The organism is Mesorhizobium sp. LNHC252B00 (assembly GCF_000502955.1).
In the GTDB taxonomy this organism is placed as follows: domain Bacteria; phylum Pseudomonadota; class Alphaproteobacteria; order Rhizobiales; family Rhizobiaceae; genus Mesorhizobium.
This window is the reverse complement of sequence record NZ_AYWO01000003.1, coordinates 80,730-105,321: the sequence shown is the minus strand read 5'-3', so window position 1 is coordinate 105,321 and position 24,592 is coordinate 80,730. Positions and strand designations below refer to the sequence as shown.

Here is a 24,592-nt window from a genome sequence, read left to right as displayed (position 1 = left end):
GTCTGGTCAGAAACTTCGGCGCGCGTGGATGATGTGGCCACCGGAGTTGGGCGTCGCTCCCCTCGGAGCTCCGGAAAGGCGGGCGGCAATATCGCCGCTCTCGAGATCTTCGATCTCATCGAACCCGAGGTCGTTCAGGGATTTCGCCAGCTCACCAGGGATGAAGAAGCTGATCCAGGGCTCACCGACAGACGCGACGCGCGCCGCGTGGCAGGCCAGGGCGGCCTGTCCCGCAGCGTCGCGTATCTCGGCCGGTTCGCTATAGTCGAACACGACCTCCGACCTGGGGATGCCAGCTATCCAGGACAGCGTGTTGAAGATCGCTTCCTGCGTCAGGTAGGGTACGACCCCCAGCCAGATGAAGAAGCTGGGTTCGGTCGACCGCAACCCTGCCGCAGCCAGTTCTTCGGGCAGGCTCTGCCGCTCGAAATCGACCGGCACGCCTGTGTCGCCGGGTGGTCGACTTCGAACACGCTGAGATCCGGATATGGGTTGCGCAGCGAAAACGTATCGAGGCCGGCGCCAAGCACGACGAGCTGCCGGATAGCGCGACCGACCGCCACCGCCAACCAGTCCTCGGCGAACCGGGCGCGCGCCGCCACGAACAGGCGCATGCGCCGTCGGCGCTCGTCTTCCTGCTCGAGCTCCTGTGCCGAGGGAGCGGCTTCACCCAGAATTGCGATCGCGTAGGGATCGCGAAACAGCCACGCTTGCGGTGAAAATTGATGGAGAGCCCTCATACGTGCGACGCCAAGGGCGGTTCGGCTGGGTGTTGCGTCTTCCATGTCGATGATTCCAGTTCATGTCGCGCATTTTCGCAAGCCTCTGCGGCCAGCCTGCAACATCTGTGGCGACATTTCCTGACGGCTGCGCCAACGACCACCCTTTACCTGACGCGGCACTGCCTCTAAAACCCGCCCGCTGCCGTTGTCCATGTAGATTGGCGCGTCCGGCTTAACCCCACGACCACCCGCGCTCGTTTGCGGGACTGGATAGGAGATACATGATGCTGAATTCCGTTTCCCTGACATTTCCCGATGGCTCCGTCCGCGAATACGACGCGGCGATGACCGGTGCTGGTCTCGCCGAATCGATATCGAAATCGCTGGCCAAGAAGGCCGTCGCTTACGCCATCGATGGCACCGTGCGCGACCTCAGCGATCCGCTCGGCAAGTCCGGCAAGGTCGAGATCGTCACCCGCGACGATCCGCGCGCGCTGGAACTGATTCGCCACGACGCGGCGCATGTGCTTGCGGAAGCCGTGCAGGAATTGTGGCCGGGAACGCAGGTGACCATCGGGCCGGTGATCGAGAACGGCTTCTATTACGACTTTGCTCGCAACGAGCCGTTCACGCCGGACGATTTTCCGGTGATCGAGAAGAAGATGCGCGAGATCATTGCGCGCAACAAGCCGTTCACCAAGGAAGTCTGGTCGCGCGACAAGGCGAAGAAAGTGTTTGCCGACAAGGGCGAGCAGTACAAGCTGGAGCTGATCGACGCCATTCCCGAGGATCAGGATCTCAAGATCTATGCCCAGGGCGACTGGTTCGACCTTTGCCGCGGCCCGCACATGGCCTCAACCGGGCAGATCGGCAATTCCTTCAAATTGATGAAGGTGGCCGGTGCGTATTGGCGCGGCGACTCGAACAATCCGATGCTGACGCGCATCTATGGCACGGCCTGGGCCGACCAGGCGCAGCTCGAAGCCTATCAGATGATGCTCGACGAGGCAGAGAAGCGCGACCATCGGAAGCTCGGCCGCGAGATGGACCTGTTCCATTTCCAGGAAGAGGGCCCAGGCGTCGTCTTCTGGCACGCCAAGGGCTGGAAGATGTTCCAGAACCTGGTCAACTACATGCGCCGCCGCCTCGACGAGCAGGGCTACCAGGAAGTCAACGCGCCGCAGGTACTCGACAAGAGCCTGTGGGAGACGTCAGGCCACTGGGGCTGGTATCGCGACGCCATGTTCAAGGTGACGGTCGCCGGCGACGATACCGATGACGATCGGGTCTTCGCGCTGAAGCCGATGAACTGTCCGGGCCATGTGCAGATTTTCAAGCATGGGTTGAAGTCTTATCGCGATCTGCCCGTAAAGCTTGCAGAATTCGGCAATGTGCATCGCTATGAGCCATCTGGCGCGCTGCATGGGCTCATGCGCGTGCGCGGCTTCACGCAGGACGATGCGCATATCTTCTGCACCGAGGAGCAGCTGGCGTCGGAGTGCCTGCGCATCAACGACCTGATTCTGTCGACCTATGCCGACTTTGGTTTTGACGAGATCAGCGTCAAGCTGTCGACACGGCCGGACAAGCGTGTCGGCACCGACGAAGCGTGGGACCACGCCGAAGCGATCATGGGCAGCGTGCTGGAAACCATCAGGACGCGGTCCGGCAATCGTATCAAGACCTCGATCAATCCGGGTGAGGGCGCCTTCTACGGGCCGAAATTCGAGTATGTGCTGAAGGACGCCATCGGCCGCGAATGGCAGTGCGGCACGACGCAGGTCGATTTCAACCTGCCGGAACGGTTCGGCGCCTTCTATATCGGCTCGGATTCGGAGAAGAAGCAGCCGGTGATGGTGCACCGCGCCATCTGTGGCTCGATGGAGCGCTTCCTCGGCATCCTGATCGAGAACTATTCCGGCCATTTCCCGCTGTGGTTCGCGCCGCTGCAGGTGGTGGTGGCGACGATCACGTCGGATGCCGACGGCTATGCGACCGAAGTGGTGGCAAAGCTGAAGGCCGCAGGGCTGTTGGCGGAAGCGGATCTGCGCAACGAAAAGATCAACTACAAGGTCCGCGAGCACAGCCTGGCCAAGGTTCCCGTCATCCTCGTCTGCGGTAAGCGCGAGGCGGAAGAGCAGACTGTCAACATGCGCCGGCTGGGCTCACGCGACCAGGAATCGCTTGGCCTTGACCAGGCGATCGCGAAACTGACCGAAGAGGCTGTTACACCCGACCGCAAGCGCAAACGCGCGGCCTGATCGGCATAGTTCCGGCCAAATGGCGGTGGAGCGATCCACCGCCATTTCACATATCCTTGTCACGCGGAACTTGTAACGAGCCCATATGCTCAAGCTGAAATTGCGCGAACGACCCTTTCCCGAGCTTTCCTATGCCAATCCGCGCCAGCCGGCGCTGACGCGCTGGTTCATCCATTCGGTCGAAGGCCTGTCGGGCCGCGACCGTTACACCGCGCTTTACGATTTCTGGCGCCGTCAGGTCGTGCCGACAGGCGAGCGCGTGTTCGGTCGCATGCTCGACCTGATCGATGTACGGGTGCGGACGTCAGACCAATGGCCACCCGCACAATTGCCGGATACGCCGCTGGTGATCGTCGCCAATCATCCGTTCGGCATCGGTGACGGCATTGCCGTGCTGTCATTGGCCGAGCAGCTCGGACGCCCGTTCCGGGTGATGATCCACAAGGATCTGCTCAAGATCCGCGAGATGGAGCCTTACTCGCTGCCGATCGACTTTTCCGAGACCAAGGACGCGCTCAAGAACAACATGGCCGTGCGCCACGAGGCGGTGCGGCTGCTCAAGCAAGGCGTCACCATCGTGGTGTTTCCCGCCGGTGGCGTCGCCACCGCGCCAAATGGTTTTGGCCGGGCGCGCGACCTGCCGTGGAAGATGTTTCCGGCGCGTCTCATTCAGGAGGCAAAGGCGTCGGTGATCCCGATGCATTTTTCCGGGCAGAATGGCAGGCTTTTCCATCTGGTCAGCGGGCCGATGAACATGGCCGAGCGCAACGGCCGCCTGGCGAAGTTCGTCGGCAAGGCGTCGCTGACATTGCGGACGTCGCTGCTCATCCACGAATTCGCGCGGCTGTCCGGCAAGGCGATCGACGTGCGTGTCGGCGAGGTGCTGAGCTGGAGCGAACTGGAGCCATTGCGTGACCGCAAGGCATTGCTTCACCGCCTTTATCGCGGCGTGTTCGACCTGGCGCCGACCTTGCCGCGCCGCCGGATTCCGTTCCTGCCGGCGCGGACCAAGCTGGCTGCTTGAAATCAATTGAAGGTCAGTCCGCACCTTCTTCGGGATCCATCGCCGCCGCTTCGGTGGCCAGAACCTCGATCTCCTGGTTCTGCCCGGCCACGACCGTGAAATCCTTCTGATAGATGCGGTCGCGGTTCTTGGCGATGATGGTGTAGTCGCCCTCGGCCAGCACCATGGATGCGAACGCGCCGACAGTTTCCTTGATCGGATCGCCGGATTCGTTGAGCAACGACCATGACGTGTCGGCGATCGCCTCGCCACCGGTCTCGCGCACCAATTTCATCGTGATCTCGGCGGCGTGGTGCTCGACGGTGGCTTCGGTCAGCTTGCCGGCCTCGACGCGGATGTCGGAGCGGATGACCGCATTGACCGCGCCATAGGTCGAGACGACATGGTAGATGCCGGCGTTGAGCCGTACGACACTGTTGGGCTCGACATCGGGGATGATCAGCGCGCGGTCGCCATTAGCCTCTGCCGTGCCCTCGTAGATCGAAAAGCGCAGCTTCTTCGGCGGAATGCGCACGCCGCCGGACAGCACAGCATCAAGCTTGAGGCCGCCGGCATCGAGCACGAGGCTCTCGCGCTTGGCGTCCTTGCCGACGGTGATGCGCTTGGTGGCGCCGGCCCGACCGTAGGAGGCATGAACAAGATAGCTGCCGGGTTCGAGCTGGAAGACGGCGGTCCCGCCATGCGCGGAGGCGACCATCGGCAATTTTCCGTTGATGGCTTCGGGCTTGAAGACCCGCCAGACGATGCCGCGGGTGATGTCGGAACCCTTGTCGGTCAACTGCGCGGAGAGCGTGATGGCGCCGCCGCCGCTCAGCGCCAGCGACCTCTCGCCTTTCGGCGTCGCATAGCTTGAGATTCCGGGAAGCTTCAGGTCGCTTACGCCATCGACGTTCTGCGCCATGGCGAACGAAACCGGCGCCATGAACAGCAGGGCGCTGAGCCAGACCAGGAAAAGACGGATAGTCCCCTCAAACATGCCTTGCGTTGAAGCCCATGGCGGTGGCAATTTCAAGGCTTAAGAGTCCGATCGATACGACTCTCCCATCCGGCGTATATTCCGCGCCAATGCCCGAGTCGCCCGAATTCCCGATGGTGCGCTTCAGCTCAAGACAGACTGTTCAGGAGACTTGCGCCCATGGCGTCGCCGATCATCGACTTTCTGCTGAGCCGAAACTCCGCGCCGATTCCTGATTTGAAGGAGCCGGCGCCGAGCGATGTGGAGATCGCGACGATGATCGCCGCCGCCTCGCGAGTGCCCGATCATGGCCGATTGGAGCCTTGGCGCTTTATCCTCTATCGTGGCGATGCTCGTATCGAGATCGGCAGACAACTGGCAGCACTTGCCGAGCAGCGGGAGGGTCCATTGCCGGAAGGCCGCCGCAACCAGGAACTGGCGCGGTTCTCGCGCGCGCCGCTGGTGATAGGCGTGATATCGATCCCAAGGGAGAACCCAAAAATCCCGCAATGGGAAATGTTCCTGTCGGGCGGTATGGCGGCGATGAACCTGATGATTGCAGCCAACGCGCTGGGTTATGGCACCAACATGATCAGCAACTGGTATTCGGATGTGCCGGAGGGTAGGGCGCTGCTCGGGCTGGCACCGCTGGAGCGCGTCGTCGGTTTCATTCATATCGGCTCTTATGCGGGCCCGGCGCCGGAGCGGCCGCGGCCAGATCCCGCAAAGCTTTATGGTGACTATTCGGGGCCGTGGGCGGGCTGAATGTTCTACGAACCTTCAAAGGGCCACGGCCTGCCGCACGACCCTTCGAAGGCAATCGTCGCGCCGCGCCCGATCGGCTGGATTTCGACGCTGAACGGAGCCGGCGAGGTCAATCTCGCGCCGTACTCCTTCTTCAATGCCGTTTCGACGCGGCCCTTCATCGTCTGGTTCTCCTCAGAGGGCGAGAAGGACAGCGCCTCCTTCGCGCAGGAAACCGGTGAGTTTGTCGCCAATCTGGTCAGCCGCGATCTCGCCGACAAGATGAACCGCACATCGGTCAATGCACCGCGCGGCGTCAATGAGTTCATCTATGCCGATCTTGCGATGGCGCCGTCGCGCCTGGTCGCGCCACCGCGTGTGGCGGCAGCGCCGGCCGCACTCGAATGCCGGGTGACGGAGGTCTTTCGGCCAAAGGCGCTGGACGGATCGCCGACAAGCGCTGTCGTTGTCGCCGGCGAAGTGGTCGGCGTATACATCGACGACGCCTTCCTGACAGACGGTCTGTTCGACATCACCAAGGCAGGCAATGTCGCTCGCCTCGGCTATATGGAGTATGCCAGCGTCGACGAGGTATTTTCGATGCGCCGGCCGCGCTGGGACAAGGACTAATCCTTGGGTCGGCCGCCGTCCGCCGCGTCGGCGGATTCCCTGGCCGTGGGCACGCGAAAGCGATTCCCCTTTATTTGAACACAGGCTAAGAGAGCGGCTTCGGCGATGCGCTAGAGTCGGCGCATCGACCTTGGGGATATTGCGGGGCGTCGGCTAAATGAAGAAACGAGACTCGCTGGCAACCCGGCTGCGCTACGGGTTTGACAAGAGCATGGCCGCCGGCCCGATCGCGCTGATCGGCTGGCTTGCCGTCGTTTCACTGCTGATCATCGTCGTCGCCGCGAGTTTCCTTGCGGTGACCCGCATCGCGCCCGAAGGCGGCGAGCCGCTGAACTTTGTCGAAGCGTTCTGGGAATCGCTGATGCGCACGCTCGATTCCGGTACGATGGGCGGCGACACTGGCTGGGCCTTTCGTCTCGTCATGCTGTTTGTCACGCTTGCCGGCATCTTCGTCGTTTCGGCGCTCATCGGCGTGCTGAGCGCCGGCGTCGACAGCAAGCTCGATGAATTGCGCAAGGGCCGTTCGCGGGTGCTGGAGACAGATCACACGGTCATCCTCAACTGGTCGCCGTCGATCTTCGACGTCATCTCCGAGCTCGTCATTGCCAATGCCAGCCGCCGACGTCCGCGCATTGTGGTCATGGCCAATATGGACAAGGTCGAGATGGAGGACGAGATCGCGGCCAAGGTCGGCAAGCTGGGCAACACGCGCATCATCTGCCGCAGCGGTGACCCGACCGATCTCTACGACCTTGCCATCGTCAATCCGCAGACCTCGCGGTCGGTCATCGTGCTGTCGCCGGACGGCGACGATCCGGATTCGCAGGTCATCAAGACGGTGCTGGCGCTGGTCAACGACCCGAACCGGCGCACCGCCCCCTACAACATCGCCGCCGAGATCCGCGATGGCAAGAACGCCGAGGTCGCGCGCGTCGTCGGCGGAGCCGAGGTGCAGCTCGTGCTGGCCGACCAGTTGATCTCGCGCATCGTCGTGCATTCAAGCCGGCAGTCGGGCCTCAGCGGCGTCTATTCGGAGCTGCTCGATTTCGACGGCTGCGAAATCTATACGACCGAGCAGCCGGACCTCACCGGCAAGACCTTCGGCGAGGCGGTGATGGCGTATGAACACTGTGCGCTGATCGGGCTTTGCGACCAAGAGGGACGCGTCAATCTCAACCCGCCGTCGGACCTGGTGATCGGCAAGGACATGCGCGCCATCATCGTCGCCGAGGACGATGCGGCGATAAAGCTGGGGAGCGCTGGCATCAAGATCGACGCGGCGGCGATCCTCGAGCCGCGGCCCGTCGAGACGAAGCCGGAGCGCACGCTTGTCCTCGGCTGGAACCGGCGCGGTCCGATCATAACCTACGAACTGTCGCGCTACGTCGCGCCTGGTTCGATCCTGACCATAGCGGCCGATACGCCCGACCTTGAGCAGGAGGTTGCCGGCCTGCCGGTCGCCAGTGACAATCTGTCGGTTTACTGCCGCGTCACGGACACATCGAGCAGCTCCGCTCTGGCAAGCCTGGACGTGCCTTCCTACGACCATGTGCTCGTCCTCGGCTATAGCGAAACCATGCCAGCGCAGCCCGCCGATACGCGCACGCTGGTGACGCTGCTGCATCTGCGCAAGATCGCGGTTGACGCCGGTATGCACATCAGCATCGTCAGCGAGATGATCGACGTGCGCAACCGAGATCTTGCGGCAGTCACCAAGGCCGATGATTTCGTCGTCAGCAACAGGCTGGTCAGCCTGATGCTGGCGCAGGCGTCCGAGAACCAGCACCTTGCCGCGATCTTCGATGACCTGCTCGATGAGGAGGGTTCCGAAATCTACATGCGTCCCGTCGCTGACTATGTCGCCATCGAGCGGCCGCTGACCTTCTGGACAATCGCGGAATCGGCGCGGTTGCGCGGTGAAATCGCCTTGGGTTACAGGCGCATTCGCGCCGGAGACGCCGACCAGCGGGCGCTGGGCGGCGTCACCGTCAACCCGTTGAAGTCGGAGCCGTTGGCCTATTTGCCGGAGGATCGGATCATCGTGTTGGCGCGGGACTGAGAGCAGGGCGATCCGTCGTTTCACGAAAACGCCAAACCGGTCGAATGCCCTGTTTTGACGCAACTCGGACAGAAACGGTTTCACACTTTTCCTGAAAATGGCTCTAAGCGGAAACGCCGGCCGCTCCGGCACGCGCCAGAAGCCGCTCGGCCAGCCGCAGATGCGGGCGGTCGTACATCTTGCCGTCGATGCCGACGACGCCGGGATTTCCCGCCGCCTGGAACGCCGCGACGATTGCCGTCGATTGCCTCACCGCCTCGACTGACGGCGTGAAGGCGGCGTTGATGACCGGCACCTGGTCGGGGTGGATCGCCATCTTGCCGGTGAAGCCGTCGCGCTCGGCTTCAGTGCATTCCGCTTTGAAGGCGGCCATGTCGCGAAAATTCGGGAAGACGGTGTCGATCGCCGCAACCTCTGCCGCGGCAGCGGCGAGTATGGTCATGATACGAGCGTGGCGGAAAACGTCGGTGTAGCGGCCATGCTCGTCGCGGACCGCACGTGCACCAATCGCCGCCGACAGATCTTCCGCTCCCCAGGTGAGACCGGCAAGCCGCGCGCTTGTTCCGGCATAGGTCGCGGCCGCCAGCACGCCTGCCGGCATTTCGGTGATGATCGGCAGGATCTTGATCGCGCCATCGGCCAGGCCGTTTTCGGCCTCGTGCACCCTGAGCTTTGCCGAGAGATGCTGCACATCCTGGCCGCTGTTCGACTTGGGCAGCATGATGCCGTCGGGTCTTGCCGGCACCAATGCCGCCAGGTCGTCATCGGTCAGCCCGGTCGACAGATCGTTGACCCTGACATAGATGACTGAGCTGGTTTGCGCCCTGCGTTCGACGATGAAGCGCGCCGCCACTTCGCGCGCCAGCGCCTTGTTGTGCGGCGCCACGGAATCCTCGAGGTCGACGATGACCACGTCGGCACCGGCTCCAAAACCCTTTTCCAGCTTCTTCTGGGAATCGCCGGGGACAAATAGCAGTGAACGCATGTTTCAGGTCGCCTTCTTCAGCATCATCGCTTGCCGCGTGCATTTGGCGACGAGATCGCCGTGCTGGTTGTAGGCGCGATGCTCGAATTCGACGATGCCGCGATCGGGTTTCGACCTGGACTCGCGTACCGAGATGACTGTTGTCTCGACCCGGATGGTGTCGCCATGGAAGACCGGATGCGGAAACACGGTTTCCTTCATGCCGAGATTGGCGACCGTTGTGCCGACGGTGATGTCGTTGACCGAAATGCCGATCATCAGGCCGAGCGTGAACAGCGAGTTGACCAGCGGCTTGCCCCACTCGCTTTTGGCGGCGAAGTCGAAGTCGATGTGCAGCGGCTGCGGGTTCAGCGTCATGACCGAAAACAGCATGTTATCGCTTTCGGTGACGGTCTTGCGCAGCGTGTGCTGGAAGACGTGGCCGACAACGAACTCCTGGAGATAAAGCCCGGCCATTTTCTCTCGCCTCCACTAGCTGACGGTTGATATGCGCTGCACCCAGCGCTCGCAAGCCAGTTAATGAACATGGTGAACCGTTCGTAAACCATTTCTGCCTACCGTCTCCACGGGGCCAGGACCGTTCTGGCAAGGGGCGTAAGCAGGCGGCATGGTTGTTTCGCATTTTTTGAGATGGATTTGCACGGCCAGGGTGACAGAGCGCGCCGCCGCGGCAAGCGCGCTGGCCCGAGCCTACGTCAATTCCGACCTGCCGTTCGAGGACCGTTGCGCCGCGGAGGCGGCGCTGACGCTGTTGCTCGACGATGCTTCGTCGAAGGTGCGGCTGGCGATGGCCGAGGCACTGTCGATGAGCCACCACGCGCCATTGCAGATCATCAGTGTGCTGGCCTCCGACCAGCCGGAAGTCGCCGGCATGGTACTGGCGCGTTCGCCGCTGCTTACCGACGCCGATCTGATCAACCGCGTAGCCTCAAGTCCGAAGGTGACGCAGAGACTGATCGCCGACCGGCCGGTCGTCTCGATGGCGCTGTCGGCCGCGATCGCCGAGATCGGCGAGGCCGAAGCCTGCGCCGTGTTGCTCGCCAACAGCGGCGCCGACATCGCCTCGCTCAGCTTCCGCCGCATGGCTGAACGCCACGGCCATCTGCCTCTGGTTCGTGAGGCGCTGATATCGGACGCCCGGCTGCCTGCCGACTGTCGGCATATGCTGCTCGTCAAGCTCGGCGAGATGCTGAAAACGTCGCCGTTGGTCATGGCAATGATGGGCGCGGCGCGCGCCGACCGCGTCATGCGCGATGCCTGCGTCAAGGCTTCGGTGACGCTGATCGAGGGCACGCGCCAGGAAGAACATGCCGCACTGATCGAGCATCTCAGGCTGCGCGGCGATCTCACCGCCAGCTTCCTCATCCGCACCATCGCGCACGGCAAGGTCGATTTCTTCGGCTCGGCGCTGGTCGCGCTCAGCCAGCAGTCCGAACAAAGGGTGAGGGCGCTGCTTGCCGGCGGGCACGATGTCGCCCTGCAGGCGTTGTTCCGCAGCGCCGGCCTCGCCGCCGCCACACACGCCATCATCCTGCGCGCATTGAAGATCTGGCGCGAGGTCGCCAACGGCAAGCGCGTCGCCGGTGTGCAGGAGGTCAGCTGGCTGATGCTCAAGGAAGTGGGTGGACAGTCGGCGGAAGGCGATCTGGCCGCGCTGGTCAAGTCGATCCATCTCGACGCGCTGCGCGAGAACGCGCGGGGCCATGCGCTGGCGATCGCCGCCGCCTAAAGTATCGATATTCAGGTGATGCCGGCCTGCGAATGACGGTTCCCTGCGCTTCCGGTGCTCACAAAAGTACGCTCCGCTCCGGTTCTCGGAACCCGCCATTCTCGGCTCGGCCTGACCGAATCTCGACACACTTGGGCACGCTAGTTTTGACCCTTCGTGAAGAAATCCGGGAAATCCTCCATCGCCGCGGCGATGATGCGCAGCGATACCGCTATCTGCAGCAATTCGCCGGTGCCGTTTCGCTGGGCGATGTTTGCCGCATATTGGCGGGCGACGGCGACGGTCGACGTCTGCGGATCGCCGAGGGCGCGAAAGAGCAGTTCGCGCGCCAGCGCCCGCAGGAAGTTGGTGATCGAAACCGCGGTCTCCGATGGGATGGCATGGCTTTGGCTTGCTCCGCGCAGCCGGAGGATCTCCAAGCCGACGGTGACGGCGGCGACGCCGCCGCCTAAGACAGCATCGCCCCTGCTGCCGGCATTCTGCACCAGAGGCATCAACTGGTTGATGCGATCATAGGCGAGGCTCTCGAAGGCCGAGCGCCTCGGCACACGCTCATGCAGGCAAAGCCGCGCCAAATCCTCGCGCATGGCGCGCACGATGCGGTTGGCCGCGAGCCACGGATCGGCGGGCAACACGACGATGAAGACGCCGATCGCCAGCAGAATGCCGACCAGGATCGATGCCGAACCGGCGAAGAAGGGGCCGGGATCGTAGGTCATCGCCTGATGCGGACTGAGGAAGGCGAGGAAGTTGATGGCGAAGGCCGTCGCCACGCCGACATAGCGTGGATTGGCCATCGCCAGCGCCGTGGGCACCAGGATCGGCACGACAAACAGCATGAACCAGCCGAAGCCGGGCAAGGCGGGCAACGCGATCTGGCCGACAAGAAAGGCAAAGGGCAAAGCGAGCAACGTTCCCTTGAAGAACCCCCAGGCGACCTGCACAGGGTCGGGACGGGCCGCAAACAGGCTGGATACGACGGCAACGAGAATGACCGTGCCGGCCGCTTCCGACCATTTCGTCGTCAGCCAGAAGGCGGCGACCAGCAAGGTGGCCAAGGCAGCGCGCACGGCATTGCGCGATGCGCCGGAGTAGTCGCGATGCACCACCAGCGCGGGCTGCCTGCTGCCCCGGACCGGGCGCGTGGCGGGCGCGCGCAAGGCATCGAGGCCGCGCAGCACCTGCTTGAACGCCTCGGCGAAATCGGCGGCGATAGTAAGGCGGGTGATGGTGCCGACCCAGTCGTCGCCCTGATCGGTCGGGGCATCGGGCATTTGCCGGGCCTTGGCTGAAATGGCGTCAAGTCGCGTCATCCAGGGCGCGGTGTCGTCCAGCGCGCCGGGTTTCGCAGCCAGTTCGCTGACAAGGGCGTGCAATTCCGATCGCACCGGGATGAGTGCGGCGTTCTTAGGGGCAGCGTGCGAATGCAGCGCGCGTGCCGCCGAGAGGGCCGAGAGCAGCTGTCCGATGGTGCGTCGGACCGGATGGGAGCGCGGCGCAAAGCTCGGCGCTTCCAGCCTGGCATAGGCGCGCATCTCGCCGAGCGTCTGGGTGTCGGCGACCAGCTTTCGGTGCAGGCCGGACAGCGTTGCAGGATCGCCGCCGGAGAACGCGCCGCCGGCGTAAGTCGCAAGATCGAGAATGCAGCGTTTCAGCCGCGAGACGATGGCGTTGCTGGCCAGCTTTGGCAAGATCAGCCGGCTGGTCAGGCCGGCGCAGATAATGCCGAGCACGATCTCGGCGCATCTCGCGACCGCGAGGTCGACGACGAGGTGCGGCTGTCCGAAGGCGGGCAGGCCGATGATCATCGCGGTGTAGCCGGCAAGGGCGGCGCCATAGGCTTCGGGATTGCGCAGCAGCGACGAGACGAAGGTGCAGATGCCGATCCAAAGGGCAAGCACCGTCACCAATACCCAGGGGCCGGTGCCGAACACCGTGGTGATGCTTATCGCAGCCATGCCGCCGACCAGCGTGCCGAGCAATCGGTAGAAGCCCTTCGCCAGCACCATGCCGGCAACCGGCTGGGCGACGATGAACACCGTCATCATGGCCCATTGCGGGTGGTCGAGCTTCAACGCATAGGCGGCCAGCAGCGCGATCAGGCCGGCCGAAACAGTGCGCAGGGCGAAAATCCAATCCGAACGCGTCGGTTGCGTTAGCGCGGCGAAACTGGTCTCGAAATGATCTTTCAGCCGCCTCCAGGTCACATGCACGTCTCCGAAACTGGAGCCTTGTTATGGACCGGCGGGAGGCTAGATATCCAGCACTTCCGTTTCGGCGAATTCGGCGCGTTCCTGGATGAAGCGGAAGCGCGCTTCCGGCTTGGTGCCCATCAACGCATCGACGGCATCCTTGGTCGCTGCCTCGGCGTCGATCACATCGATCCGAAGCAGCGTGCGCTTTTTCGGGTCCATGGTGGTTTCCTTGAGCTGCGCGGCCATCATCTCGCCCAGACCCTTGAAGCGGCCTAGCTCGACCTTGCCGCGCCCGGTGAACTCGGTGCGCAGCAGCTCGTCCTTGTGCGCGTCGTCCCGGGCATAGGCGACCTTGCCGCCTTGCCTGATCGAGTAAAGCGGCGGCACCGCCAGATAAAGGTGGCCGCCACGCACCAGCGCCGGCATTTCCTGGTAGAAGAAGGTGATCAGAAGCGAAGCTATGTGGGCGCCGTCGACGTCGGCGTCGGTCATGATGATGACCCGGTCGTAGCGCAAATCCTCGTCGCGATATTTCGACCGCGTACCGCAGCCGAGCGCCTGGATCAGGTCCGAAATCTGCTGGTTGCCGGCAAGCTTGTCGTTGCCGGCGCTGGCGACGTTGAGGATCTTGCCGCGCAGTGGCAGCACCGCCTGGCTGGCGCGGTCGCGCGCCTGCTTGGCCGAGCCGCCCGCCGAGTCACCTTCGACGATGAAGAGTTCGGCACCGGCCGCGGCATTCTGCGTGCAGTCGGCGAGCTTGCCGGGCAGCCGCAATTTGCGCACCGCGCTCTTGCGCGAAACTTCCTTTTCCTGGCGCCGGCGCACCCGTTCGTCGGCGCGCGCGATTACCCATTCGAGCAGCTTCGATGCTTCCTGCGGATTGTCGGCCAGCCAATGATCGAACGGATCGCGGATGGCGGTCTCGACAATCCGAATCGCCTCTATCGTCGCCAGCCTGTCCTTTGTCTGGCCGACGAATTCCGGCTCGCGGATGAACACCGACAGCATGCCCGCCGCCGAGATCATGACGTCCTCCGAGGTGACGATGGATGCGCGTTTGTTGCCGACGAGATCGGCATAAGCGCGCAGGCCCCGCGTCAGCACATTGCGGAAGCCGGCCTCATGTGTGCCGCCTTCACCGGTTGGGATTGTGTTGCAGTAGGAATTGATGAAGCCGTCGCCACCGAACCAGGTCACCGCCCATTCGAGCGAGCCATGGCCGCCTTGCTTCTCGCTCTTGCCGGCAAAGATTTCGCGCGTCACCTGGAAATCGTCGCCGAGCGATGCCTTGAGATAGTCCTTCAGGCCGCCGGGAAAATGGAACTCCGCCTTGGCCGGCGTCTGGTCCTTTTCCTTGATCAGCGACGGATCGCAGGTCCAGCGGATCTCGACGCCGCCGAACAGGTAGGCCTTCGAGCGCGTCATGCGGTAGAGCCGTGCCGGTTCGAATGCCGCGCCCTTGCCGAAAATCTGCTCATCAGGGTGAAAGCGGATTTTTGTGCCGCGCCGGTTGTGAACCTCGCCCAACTGCTCGAGGCCGGTTACCGGAACGCCGCGCGAGAAGCGCTGGCGATAGAGTTGGCGGCCTCGCGCGACTTCGACCTCGAGATGGTCCGACAGCGCGTTGACCACGGAAACGCCGACGCCATGCAGGCCGCCGGATGTTTCGTAGACCTTCGAGTCGAACTTGCCGCCCGAATGCAGCGTCGTCATGATCACTTCGAGCGCAGGCTTCTTGAACTTCGGATGCGGATCGACCGGAATGCCTCGGCCATTGTCGGTGACGGCGAGATAACCATCGGCCGAGAGTTCGACATCGATGAAGGTGGCATGGCCGGCAACCGCTTCGTCCATCGAATTGTCGATGACCTCGGCGAACAGATGGTGCATCGCCTTGTCGTCGGTGCCGCCGATATACATGCCTGGCCGGCGGCGCACCGGCTCCAGCCCTTCCAGCACCTCGATGTCGGCGGCGCTATAGCCCTCGCTGCCGTCCTTTATCGCGGCAGGACGCTTCGTTGCTTGCACCAGCGGATCCGCCGGGCGCGCTGGTGTGCGAACCGGCGGCGGCTGCTTGTCCATATTGCCGAAAAGATCGTTGCTGTCGTCCATGCCTGCCATAGGGTCCGGTGCTGCGAATCACCTCGCGATACTGCCACGCTTTTCAGCGCCAAGCGACCGAGGTTCCTGTTCCGTTCGGGGATTCGGCCCCTCTTACCCCAAAACCATTCGATAACCAAGCCGGCGGAAATAGGTCAAATGCGTCCGCGCAAGATTCCTGATTCTTTAACAATGCCGCCTAGCGTGAGCCCAACAAAACAAGAAACTGCGGGCATCAGGGGTTTCGGCGTGAGGGGCAAGGCCATATCGATGATCGGCATCGCCGCCGTTTTCGGCGCGATCTCGATCTTTGCCGCGGATTTCTGGGTCAAGAGTCAAGCCAAGGCCGATTCCGAAAAGACGGCGTCGATCGCAGCACCCGTCGCCCCTAAGGTCGCATTCAAGACCATCGTGGTGGCGAATGCCCCGTTGCGCTATGGCATGGAACTCGACCGCACCAAGCTCAGCGAAATCCCATGGCCGCAGGATTCCCTGCCGCAGGGCGCCTTCGCCACCATAGATGGTTTGCTCGGCGAGGGCAGCCGCGTGGTGCTGTCGCCGATCGAGGTCAACGAACCGTTGCTGCTGACCAAGCTGTCGGGGCCAAACGGCCGCGCGACGCTTTCGAATATGATGACGCCCGGGATGCGGGCTGTGACGATCCGCACCGACGAGATTGCCGGTGTCGGCGGCTTCGTCACGCCGGGCGACCGTGTCGATGTCGTGCTGACGCGCGACGCCGGCGAAATCCAGGAAGTGGCCAAGAACGCACAGGGAGCGGCCGGGTCGACGGTCACCTCCGAGATCGTCGTTGCCGATGCCAAGGTGCTGAGCGTCGGGCAGGGTGCCGATGAGCGCCAGACGACACCGCAGATTTCCAATTCGGTGACCATCGAGGTGACGACTGACGGCGCGCAGAAAGTGGCGCTGGCCCGCACTGTCGGCACGCTGTCGCTGTCGCTGCGCTCGGCCAGCGAAGGTGGCGACGGCAAGGGCGGCGTCACCACCATCTCTTCGTTCGGCGGATCGGTCGCCTCGAACGTGCAGGCTGCTGCCGGTTCGCTGTTCGATGCCGTGGTGAAAGAGCCGGAGAAACCGAAGTTCAAGACCGTCATCGTGACGCGCGGCACAAAGGCCGAGGAATACCAGGTTCCTTCGCGGGACCAAAAATAGAAGCCAGTGGGGACTGGGCGAGGAACGGGACGATGTTGGCGTTGATTACATTTCGGGTCGCGGGGCGGTTGCGCGTTTTGCGCACCATGGCTGTCGCGGCTTCGTTGGCTGCCGCCGCGATGCTGGCCTTCGGCACCTCGGCAAGGGCGGACAACGACATCGTCTATGTGTCGTCGACCAAGAATGCGTCCATCAAGGTTGCCAAGGGCAAGCCGAAGACGATCATGACCAGTGCCGCCTTCTACCAGATCGTCATCGGCGATCCGGACATCGCCAACGTCAATCCGCTGACCGATAAATCCTTCTATGTGCTGGGCAACAATCTCGGCACCACGGGCATCGCCCTGTTCGACGAAAAGAAGCAGCTTGTCGGCACCGTCGACATCGAGGTGACGCTCGACACCGACCAACTGGCCAGCACCATCCGCGCCAGCGTGCCGGATGCCAGGATCAAGGTCGGCTCGGCCAATGGTCGTGTCGTGCTGTCGGGCGAGGCGGATGACGCAGTCGCCGCCGACAAGGCAAACAAGATCGCGACGCGCTTTTCCGGCGCCGAAGAGGTGATCAACTCGGTCAATATCTCGTCGTCGCAGCAGGTCCAGCTCAATGTCCGCTTCGTCGAGATCAACCGCCAGGCGGGCCAGGATCTGGGCGCCAAATACGCAGCCAATTTTGCCTATGGCCTTGGTGGCCGTGATGTGACGATCGATCCGGGTACCGTGCCGACCGCCGGCACCGGCGAGATCATCGGACGGCTGTTGTCGAACGGCGTGTCGATCGATATCGCCATCAAGGCGCTGGAAGAACGCGGCTTGGCGCGGCGGTTGGCCGAGCCGAATTTGATCGCCCGTTCCGGCCAGACGGCGAGCTTCCTCGCCGGCGGCGAATTCCCGATCCCGGTCTCCGAGGACAACGGCAAAATCTCGGTCAGCTACAAGAAATACGGCGTCAGCCTGGATTTCACACCGACCGTGCTGAAGGACGGGCTGGTCAGCCTGGACATCGCGCCGGAAGTCTCCTCGATCGACGCGTCCGCGTCCTACAACATAGGCAACATTGCAGTGCCTGGTTTCATCGTGCGCCGCGCCAGGACGTCGGTCGACCTGAAGAACGGCCAGAGCTTCATGATCGCCGGATTGCTGCAGTCGCAGAACGACATCACCACGTCGCGCATTCCGGGCCTCGGCAAGATGCCGGTGCTTGGGGCGCTGTTCTCGTCGAAATCCTATCAGCGGCGCGAGACCGACCTGGTCATCATCGTCACTCCCTATCTGGTCAAGCCGGTCGATCCGTCGAAGAAGCTCGTGGAACCGACCGACGGCACGCAGCCGGCCAGCAACGCCGATTATTTCCTCAACAACACCGAAGAAGTGAAGGGCTCCGATACCGGTCGCACCGTGGCGCTGGCCGACGGCCGTGTCACCCAACCTGCTGCGTCCGCTTCCGCGGGGCATTTCCTCGACCTGCCGAAGGACTGAAGCCATGCGTCTGGCCCTGAGATCGAGTATCGCCTTGCTGCTGGCCGGCCTTGCCGCTGGCTGCACCAGCGACGACTATGTGCGCAGCGAGGGGCCGACGACGGGAGCCGGCGAGGCGCAGGCCGCCAACACTGTCATGCAGATGGTCGATCCCTGGAAATATGGGGTCCAGAACACCAGGCTTAAGGTGCCCGCCCAGAGAGGCAACGTCGACCCCCCCGCTACACCCGATCAGGCGGCCGATGCGAAGGCGTCGCAGAGCGGCACAACCAACTGACCCAACGCGACGACCTGACAGGCTGACAGAATGGCAAACGGCATCAAGACCAGGAAGATCCTGCTCGTATCGACCGACAGGACCTTTGTGCAGGACACCCGAACCGCGTTCGCGGCCTCCGAGGTCATCCATCTCTCGACAGTGGAGAAGCACGTCACCGAGCTGCGCGGCGAAATCCAGGAAGCCGACTTCGGTGCCATCATCGTCGACATGGACGCGGCAAAGCTGGAGGAGGTCGAGTCGCTGCAGCGCATCATGCGCCGGCTGGAAGACAAGGTGCCGGTCGTCGTCGTCACCCAGGAGTTCAACGCGGCCGCGGTGCGCATTCTGGTGCAGCTCAAGGTCGCGGATTTTCTGGTCAAGCCGATCACGACCGCCGATCTCGTGCGCTCCGTGGTGCGGGCGCTGCAAGGCCCCGGGCGCGAGGAAAACACCGAATCGCAGATCTACACCTTCATGCCGGCCGCCGGCGGCGTCGGCACCACGACGCTGGCGCTGCAAACCGCCTTCCAGCTGCATCACTCGGTCACGCGGGGCGCGTCGACCTGCGTGGTGGACCTCAATTTTCAGCAGGGCGCCTGTGCCGAATATCTCGACCTCGAACCGCGATTCGACATCACCGAGATCGAGAACCAGCCCGAACGCCTCGACCGGCAACTGCTGGATGTGATGCTGTCCAAGCATGCGAGCGGACTCTGCGTGCTGGCTGCCCCCACGCATCCATCGGAAATGCGCTCGTTCAAGACCGATGTCGTGGTGCGCATGCTCGATCTCGTCTCCGCCTATTTCGACAATGTCGTCATCGATATGCCGCGCACCTGGTTTCCATGGACCGAGACCGTGCTGCTCGGTTCCAACAAGCTCTACATCGTCGCGGAAATGACGGTGCCGTGCCTGCGCCACACACAGCGGCTGATCCAGGCGGTCTACGAGACCGCCGGGAAGGAAGTGAAGCCAAACGTCATCGTCAACCGTTTCGAACAGAAGATGTTCGACAACGGCATCAAGCAAGCGGACGTCCAGGAAATTCTGGGCGAGCATTTCGTCGGTGGCATCGCCAACAACTACCGGCTGGTGCGCGAGGCGGTCGATCGCGGCGTGCCGTTGCACGAGATCGATCCGAACGCCAATGTCATCAACGATTTGAAGAAGATCATCCTGCCGGAGGAGGCAATCCCAACCCGGGCAAAATCGCGCTCGCTGTTTGGCATGGGCCGTGGATTGCTGAAGAGGAAGGCCGGATGACCAGCCGCTTTTCCACCCTGCAGAACCGCGATTCACGTCCGCAGCGCGCGCCCGAGCCGATGACGGTCGCCCATCATGCCGTCGTCATTCCGACGAGCCGAAAGGCATTGCCGGCCAAGCCTGAAGCAGCGCCCGCAAAGAATGCCAACAAGGTGCTCGATGCGCGCGTGCGTATCCACAGGCTGCTGCTCGAGGAGATCAATCTTGTCGCGCTGGAGCGTTTGCCCAAGGGTGAGATGCGCCGGCAAGTGCATGATTTCGTGTCGGAAAAGATCAAACAGGAGCGGATGGCGATCAATACCGTCGAGCTTGACGCGCTGGTTGACGACATCGTCGACGAGATGGTCGGCCTCGGTCCGCTCGAGCCACTGCTCAAGGACCCCGACATCAACGACATCCTGATCAACGGTCACCTGAACTGCTTTGTCGAAAAGAAGGGCAAGCTGCAGCCGGTCCACATTCCGTTCAAGGATGAGGCGCATCTCTTGCGCATCGTCAACAAGATCGTCGCCGCGGTCGGGCGTCGCGTCGACGAATCGCAGCCGATGGTCGATGCACGCATGCTGGACGGCTCGCGTTTCAATGCGGCCATTCGTCCGGTTGCGGTCGACGGGCCGCTGGTCTCGATCCGAAAATTCTCCAAGAACAAGCTCGGCCTGCACAAACTGGTCGAATTCGGCGCCATCACACAGAACATGGCCGAAGTGTTGGCGGCGGCCGTGCATGCCCGCAAGACGACGATCATTTCGGGCGGCACCGGCACCGGCAAGACGACCATGCTCAATGCGCTGTCGGCCTTCATACCGGAAGATGAGCGCCTGATCACCATCGAGGACGCGGCCGAACTCCAGCTGCAGCAACCGCATGTCGCGCGCATGGAGACACGCCCTGCCAACATCGAAGGCCATGGCGAGCTGAAGCAGCGCGACCTGGTCAAGAACGCGCTGCGCATGCGTCCGGACCGCGTCATCCTCGGCGAGTGCCGCGGCGAGGAGGCCTTCGACATGCTGCAAGCGATGAACACCGGCCACGAAGGCTCGATGGCGACCATCCATGCCAACACGCCGCGCGACGCCATTTCGCGGCTTGAGCAGATGCTTGGCATGACCGGCATGCCGATGACGGTGCAGTCGATCCGCAGCCAGATCGCCAGCGCGCTCGACCTGATCGTCCAGCTGACGCGCCTGTCCGACGGCAAGCGCAAGGTGACCAGCGTTGCCGAGGTGACCGGCATGGAAGGCGACGTCATCCAGATGCAGGAGATATTCCGCTTCGTGCGCACCGGCATGGAGGCCGACGGCAGGATTCTCGGCCACTACGAGGCGACCGGCATCCGGCCGCGATTCCTCGAGGATTTGCGGGCGATGGGCATCGAGTTCCCCGGACGATATTTCGAACCCGGCCGGCCGCAGGAGTAGCCAAGTGTTCGACGGATTCAGCGCGATTTATGTCGTCTATGCCGCGGCAGCCCTGACCGGCATCCTGATCGCCGAGGCCTGCTACCTGCTTTATGCCGTCCGCAGCGATAAGCGCACAGCCATCAACCGGCGCATGAAACTGCAGGAAAACAAGATCAGCCAGGAGCAGGTGCTCGTCCAGCTGCGCAAGGAGCGCGGCCTTGAAGCGGGCACGCCGCTGTTTTCGCCGGACCGGTTCCGCGCGTTGCGAATCCAGTCGGGCATGATCATGCCGGTGCCGAAATTCCTGATGATTACCTGCGGCGTGGCGATGGCCATGGCCTTGGTCGCCATCTGGTACGGCTTGCCGCCGCTGATGGGGCTTGTGCTGTTTGTGATGCTTGTGCCGATTCTGCCGGTGCTGACGCTGCGTTTCAAGCGCAAGCGGCGGCTGAAGCGGTTCGGCGTACAGCTGCCGGAGGCACTGGAGCTGATCACGCGTGGTCTGAAGGCCGGCCACCCGGTGCCGGTGGCGATCGCCATGGTGGCGCGCGAGATGCCGGACCCGATCGGCTCCGAATTCGGCGTCATCGCCGACGAAGTGACTTATGGCTCCGATCTGGTGTCGGCGCTGAACTCGCTCTTCGACCGGGTCGGTCAGGAGGATCTGCCGCTGTTCGTCACCGCCGTCTCGATCCAGACCAGTTCGGGCGGCAATCTGCGCGAGATCCTCGATGGCTTGGCGACGACGATCCGGGAGCGCGGCAAGCTGCGCCGCAAGGTGCGCGCCATCGCGACAGAGGGCCGGATGTCGGCCTACATCCTGACGGCGGTCCCGGTATTGCTGTTTACCGCCATCATGGCGCTGATGCCGGGCTTCTACCGCGACGTCTGGGACGTGCCAAAGACATGGTACCTGATGGGGGGCTCGATCACCTGGCTGATGCTCGGCAATCTGATGATGTTCAAGATGTCGAATTTCAAGTTCTGACATGCAGGGCTTTGTCGAATTCCTCGCCTCGCTTGCGCCGACCTCGTTGATGCCGGTGGCCGTCCTGCTGCTGGCCGCGGGTGCTGCCGCGTTCGCCTGGCCGATGATGGCGGCGAAGGGCGATCGCAACGAGGTCAAGCGCCGGCTCAAGGTCGATGACGGTCCCGTCGCCGCGAAACCCGAGCCGGTGCAGAAGAAGAATACCGGCGTCGTGCGCGAGAAGGCGGTTAAGAGGGCGCAGGAATTCTACGCCAGGAGCGATCCGGAAAATGTCGCCCGGCTGCGCATGAAGCTTATCCAGGCGGGATATATGGAGCCGCGCGCTGTCGGCATGTTCTTCCTGATCCGGTTCACCGCGATGGTCGGCACGGCAATCGGCGTGTTCGTGCTCAACCGGTGGATGGCGAGCCCCGACGCGACGATGGCCAGCCGCTGGACATTCGTCATCCTGTCAGGAGCGGCCGGCTATTTCCTGCCCGGCCTGGTGCTGAGCCAGAAAGTGCGGGAACGCAGGCGTGAGTACCGCAACGGCTTTCCCGATTTCATGGACCTGATGATCGTCTGCTCGGATGCCGGCATGAGCATGGAGGCCGGCATCGAGCGCGTCTCGAAGGAACTCGCCAAGACCTACCCCGCGCTTAGCCAAAACCTGCAGCTGGTGTCGCTGGAACTGCGGGCCGGGCGCAGCCTTGACGATGCGCTGAAGGCACTCGCCGATCGCCTCAGCCTGGACGAGGTGCGTTCCTTCGCGACGCTGCTGCAACAGTCCAAGGAACTCGGCACCAGCCTGTCTGGGGCGCTGCGCGTCTTTTCCGACGACATGCGCCACAAGCGCATGTCGCTGGCCGAGGAAAAGGCACATGCGTTGCCGGCCAAGATGTCGGTTCCGGTGGTGGTGTGCATCCTGCCGGTGGTGTTGATGATTGCAGCCATTCCAGTCATCGTCAAAATGACGGCGCACTAGCGAGTGCTCACGGGAGCCCTAGCGAGGGGCTGACCACCGGTTACTCTACCGAACTCGACGCCGCAACGTGAGAAGCCCATGCGAATTCTGCTGCGCACCCTCTTTCTCGGTCTTGTCGCCGCCGGCTTGTCGCCCGCCTTGGCCTTCGCCGACGATTGCGGCGATGCCGCCGCACTGGTGCAGCAGGCCTATCCCAAGGCTCAAAAGAGCGCCGACGGCGCCTCGTTCACGCTCGAACCCCATATCAGCATCGCCCTGACGGATAGCGACGCGCCATTTGGCCTGGTCTGCAAGATCTGGCCCGCCCATGACGACCTGCTCTTGGTCGCGGTGCCGCTTACCGACAGCGCCCAATCGCGCGACGACGGGCATGTCGGCGATATCGAGCTTCTGGTCGTCGACAGGAACAGCCTGGAGGTGCGCCAGCGCTTGCTCCAGCCAGGGCTGATCACCGATGATGCCATCGACATCCGCAAGATCGAATTCGATACCGGCCGCTACAGGCTGGCGCCCGATGTCGGCGCCTTCGGCCTGCGCATCGAAATGGCAAACCGTTCGCAGCCCAATCCCTTCAGGGAAACCGACCTGCGGCTCTATGCCCTCGCCGGCGATGCCCTGCGCCTGGTGCTCGACGGCATCGACGTGGCCGGCTTTGGCGGCGAAGGCGACGGCAGTTGCGCGGGATCCTTTCAGTCGAGCCAGGTCAGCCTGGCGATGAGCCCGGCAAGCCACCATGGCTATCACGACATCACCGTGGTCGAGCGGGTGGATATGGACAATTGGTCCGCCGATGAGAATGGTGAGTGCCAGTCTCATCCCGGCAAGTCCGTGAAGCGCACCTACCGGCTGCGCTATGACGGCAGTCGCTACCAGTTTCCCGAGGGGCTCAAAGCCTTGGAGCCGTGAAGCCTTCCACTTATGCCTGGGTGGTTAATGGCTCGTGTGCTCGAAACCAAATTTTAGCGGCATTTTGGCACCGAAGTTTAATTGCCGCTAATGTAGTTTGTTTCCTGGAGAACGACCCGGCAAATCGGGCGATGAGGCAGGGGCATGCGTCGCAATAACTTCACGGCAATGGCCGCCATGGCGGCCGTCTTGATGATGTCTGGCTGTACGACGGGTGGCGTCGATACCACCAAGACCACCGCTATCCAACCGGCGGCAAAGGACATCGACACCTCCGATCTGGCGCAAGGCAAGGCGCAGTTTCGTGACGCCAATTACGGCCTCGCCGAAAAGCACTTTCGCAAGGCCGTCGAGTTGAAGGCGGACGATGCGGAGGCCTGGATGGGGCTCGCCGCTTCCTATGATGAACTCGGCCGCTTCGACTTCGCCGATCGCGCCTACGGCCAGCTTTTGAAAGTCGCAGGCCGCAAGCCACAGATCGTCAACAACATGGGCTATTCGCAACTGCTGCGCGGCAATCGCAAGATGGCCAAGGCGTTGCTGCTCGAAGCGAAGGCGGGCATGACGGATACCACGGTCGTCAACGCCAATCTGGCCTTGCTGAACAAGGGTTGATCTGGTCGTTGCTTCCTACTCTTTGTCTTGACGCAATTCCCGAGGGAAAGCGCTACACGCTTTTCCCGGGAAAACCGTTTCACACTTTTCCTGGAATTGCTGTAGGGGTCCGGTTTCGGGACATAAGGCATCGACGCTTTGT

At 62.9% G+C, this 24,592-nt stretch carries 20 protein-coding genes and 1 pseudogene; 15 read left to right on the top strand and 6 right to left on the bottom strand.

All coding sequences use genetic code 11. The features are described from left to right. Positions 1 to 6: 6 nt before the first annotated feature. Positions 7 to 740 (bottom strand): annotated as a pseudogene (locus X744_RS01000000169260) (class I SAM-dependent methyltransferase). A 266-nt stretch (positions 741 to 1,006) separates the two neighbouring features. Here X744_RS01000000169260 and thrS point away from each other — a divergent pair. Both thrS and X744_RS164725 read left to right on the top strand, forming a co-directional pair. Further along, the gene (gene thrS / locus X744_RS164720; RefSeq protein WP_023757555.1) at positions 1,007 to 2,983 is read left to right on the top strand and encodes a threonine--tRNA ligase; all 1,977 of its coding nucleotides are present in this window, start codon (positions 1,007 to 1,009) and stop codon (positions 2,981 to 2,983) included. An 85-nt stretch (positions 2,984 to 3,068) separates the two neighbouring features. Continuing rightward, a complete protein-coding gene (locus X744_RS164725) occupies positions 3,069 to 4,007 on the top strand; it encodes a GNAT family N-acetyltransferase (RefSeq protein WP_023757554.1) in 939 nt (312 codons plus the stop codon). Between the two features lie 13 nt (positions 4,008 to 4,020). Here the strand turns inward: X744_RS164725 and X744_RS164730 are convergent, their stop codons facing one another. Next, entirely contained in the window at positions 4,021 to 4,983 is a 963-nt protein-coding gene (locus X744_RS164730; RefSeq protein ID WP_023757553.1) for a hypothetical protein, read from the bottom strand. 159 nt (positions 4,984 to 5,142) lie between these two features. On the opposite strand from X744_RS164730, the gene X744_RS164735 reads away from it, so the two are divergent. From X744_RS164735 to X744_RS164745, 3 genes are all read left to right on the top strand, one after another. After that, on the top strand, positions 5,143 to 5,727 hold the full coding sequence (locus tag X744_RS164735; protein WP_023757552.1) for a nitroreductase: 585 nt from the start codon (positions 5,143 to 5,145) through the stop codon (positions 5,725 to 5,727). Further along, on the top strand, positions 5,728 to 6,336 hold the full coding sequence (locus X744_RS164740; protein WP_023757551.1) for a flavin reductase family protein: 609 nt from the start codon (positions 5,728 to 5,730) through the stop codon (positions 6,334 to 6,336). A 157-nt stretch (positions 6,337 to 6,493) separates the two neighbouring features. Next, complete coding sequence (locus X744_RS164745; RefSeq protein WP_023757550.1) at positions 6,494 to 8,395, top strand: hypothetical protein; 1,902 nt, start codon at positions 6,494 to 6,496, stop codon at positions 8,393 to 8,395. 103 nt (positions 8,396 to 8,498) lie between these two features. Here X744_RS164745 and X744_RS164750 read toward each other — a convergent pair whose 3' ends face one another. Both X744_RS164750 and X744_RS164755 read right to left on the bottom strand, forming a co-directional pair. Then, complete coding sequence (locus tag X744_RS164750) at positions 8,499 to 9,380, bottom strand: CoA ester lyase (protein ID WP_023757549.1); 882 nt, start codon at positions 9,378 to 9,380, stop codon at positions 8,499 to 8,501. Positions 9,381 to 9,383: 3 nt separating this feature from the next. Then, positions 9,384 to 9,836, bottom strand: a complete 453-nt coding sequence (locus X744_RS164755; protein ID WP_023757548.1) for a MaoC family dehydratase — start codon at positions 9,834 to 9,836, stop codon at positions 9,384 to 9,386. 151 nt (positions 9,837 to 9,987) lie between these two features. Between X744_RS164755 and X744_RS164760 the strand changes: the two genes are divergently transcribed. Then, positions 9,988 to 11,109, top strand: coding sequence for a DUF2336 domain-containing protein (locus X744_RS164760; protein ID WP_023757547.1), 1,122 nt, complete (start codon positions 9,988 to 9,990; stop codon positions 11,107 to 11,109). A 140-nt stretch (positions 11,110 to 11,249) separates the two neighbouring features. On the opposite strand, the gene X744_RS164765 is transcribed toward X744_RS164760, so the two are convergent. Both X744_RS164765 and parE read right to left on the bottom strand, forming a co-directional pair. Then, entirely contained in the window at positions 11,250 to 13,316 is a 2,067-nt protein-coding gene (locus X744_RS164765; RefSeq protein ID WP_023757546.1) for an FUSC family protein, read from the bottom strand. A gap of 45 nt (positions 13,317 to 13,361) precedes the next feature. Then, positions 13,362 to 15,416: a DNA topoisomerase IV subunit B gene (parE, locus tag X744_RS164770; RefSeq protein ID WP_023757545.1), complete on the bottom strand. Its 2,055-nt coding sequence runs from the start codon at positions 15,414 to 15,416 to the stop codon at positions 13,362 to 13,364. A 237-nt stretch (positions 15,417 to 15,653) separates the two neighbouring features. Here parE and cpaB point away from each other — a divergent pair, with 237 nt between their 5' ends. The 9 genes from cpaB to X744_RS164815 all read left to right on the top strand — a co-directional run bounded on the left by cpaB (position 15,654) and on the right by X744_RS164815 (position 24,450). Beyond that, positions 15,654 to 16,577, top strand: coding sequence for a Flp pilus assembly protein CpaB (gene cpaB, locus X744_RS164775; protein WP_245266429.1), 924 nt, complete (start codon positions 15,654 to 15,656; stop codon positions 16,575 to 16,577). Positions 16,578 to 16,663: 86 nt separating this feature from the next. Further along, positions 16,664 to 18,055 carry a type II and III secretion system protein family protein gene (locus X744_RS164780; RefSeq protein WP_245266455.1) on the top strand — a complete coding sequence of 464 codons (1,392 nt, stop codon included), beginning with the start codon at positions 16,664 to 16,666 and terminating at the stop codon, positions 18,053 to 18,055. Between the two features lie 4 nt (positions 18,056 to 18,059). Beyond that, positions 18,060 to 18,332, top strand: a complete 273-nt coding sequence (locus X744_RS164785) for a hypothetical protein (RefSeq protein ID WP_023757542.1) — start codon at positions 18,060 to 18,062, stop codon at positions 18,330 to 18,332. A gap of 30 nt (positions 18,333 to 18,362) precedes the next feature. Next, positions 18,363 to 19,577, top strand: coding sequence for a response regulator (locus tag X744_RS164790; protein WP_023757541.1), 1,215 nt, complete (start codon positions 18,363 to 18,365; stop codon positions 19,575 to 19,577). Then, positions 19,574 to 20,995, top strand: a complete 1,422-nt coding sequence (locus X744_RS164795) for a CpaF family protein (RefSeq protein WP_023757540.1) — start codon at positions 19,574 to 19,576, stop codon at positions 20,993 to 20,995. The genes X744_RS164790 and X744_RS164795 overlap by 4 nt, the downstream gene beginning before the upstream one ends. Before the next feature lie 4 nt (positions 20,996 to 20,999). Beyond that, positions 21,000 to 21,965, top strand: coding sequence for a type II secretion system F family protein (locus X744_RS164800; RefSeq protein ID WP_023757539.1), 966 nt, complete (start codon positions 21,000 to 21,002; stop codon positions 21,963 to 21,965). A gap of 1 nt (position 21,966) precedes the next feature. Continuing rightward, positions 21,967 to 22,929, top strand: a complete 963-nt coding sequence (locus X744_RS164805; protein ID WP_023757538.1) for a type II secretion system F family protein — start codon at positions 21,967 to 21,969, stop codon at positions 22,927 to 22,929. A 78-nt stretch (positions 22,930 to 23,007) separates the two neighbouring features. After that, positions 23,008 to 23,835, top strand: a complete 828-nt coding sequence (locus X744_RS164810; protein WP_023757537.1) for a hypothetical protein — start codon at positions 23,008 to 23,010, stop codon at positions 23,833 to 23,835. A 144-nt stretch (positions 23,836 to 23,979) separates the two neighbouring features. Beyond that, complete coding sequence (locus tag X744_RS164815) at positions 23,980 to 24,450, top strand: hypothetical protein (RefSeq protein WP_023757536.1); 471 nt, start codon at positions 23,980 to 23,982, stop codon at positions 24,448 to 24,450. Positions 24,451 to 24,592: the final 142 nt, after the last annotated feature.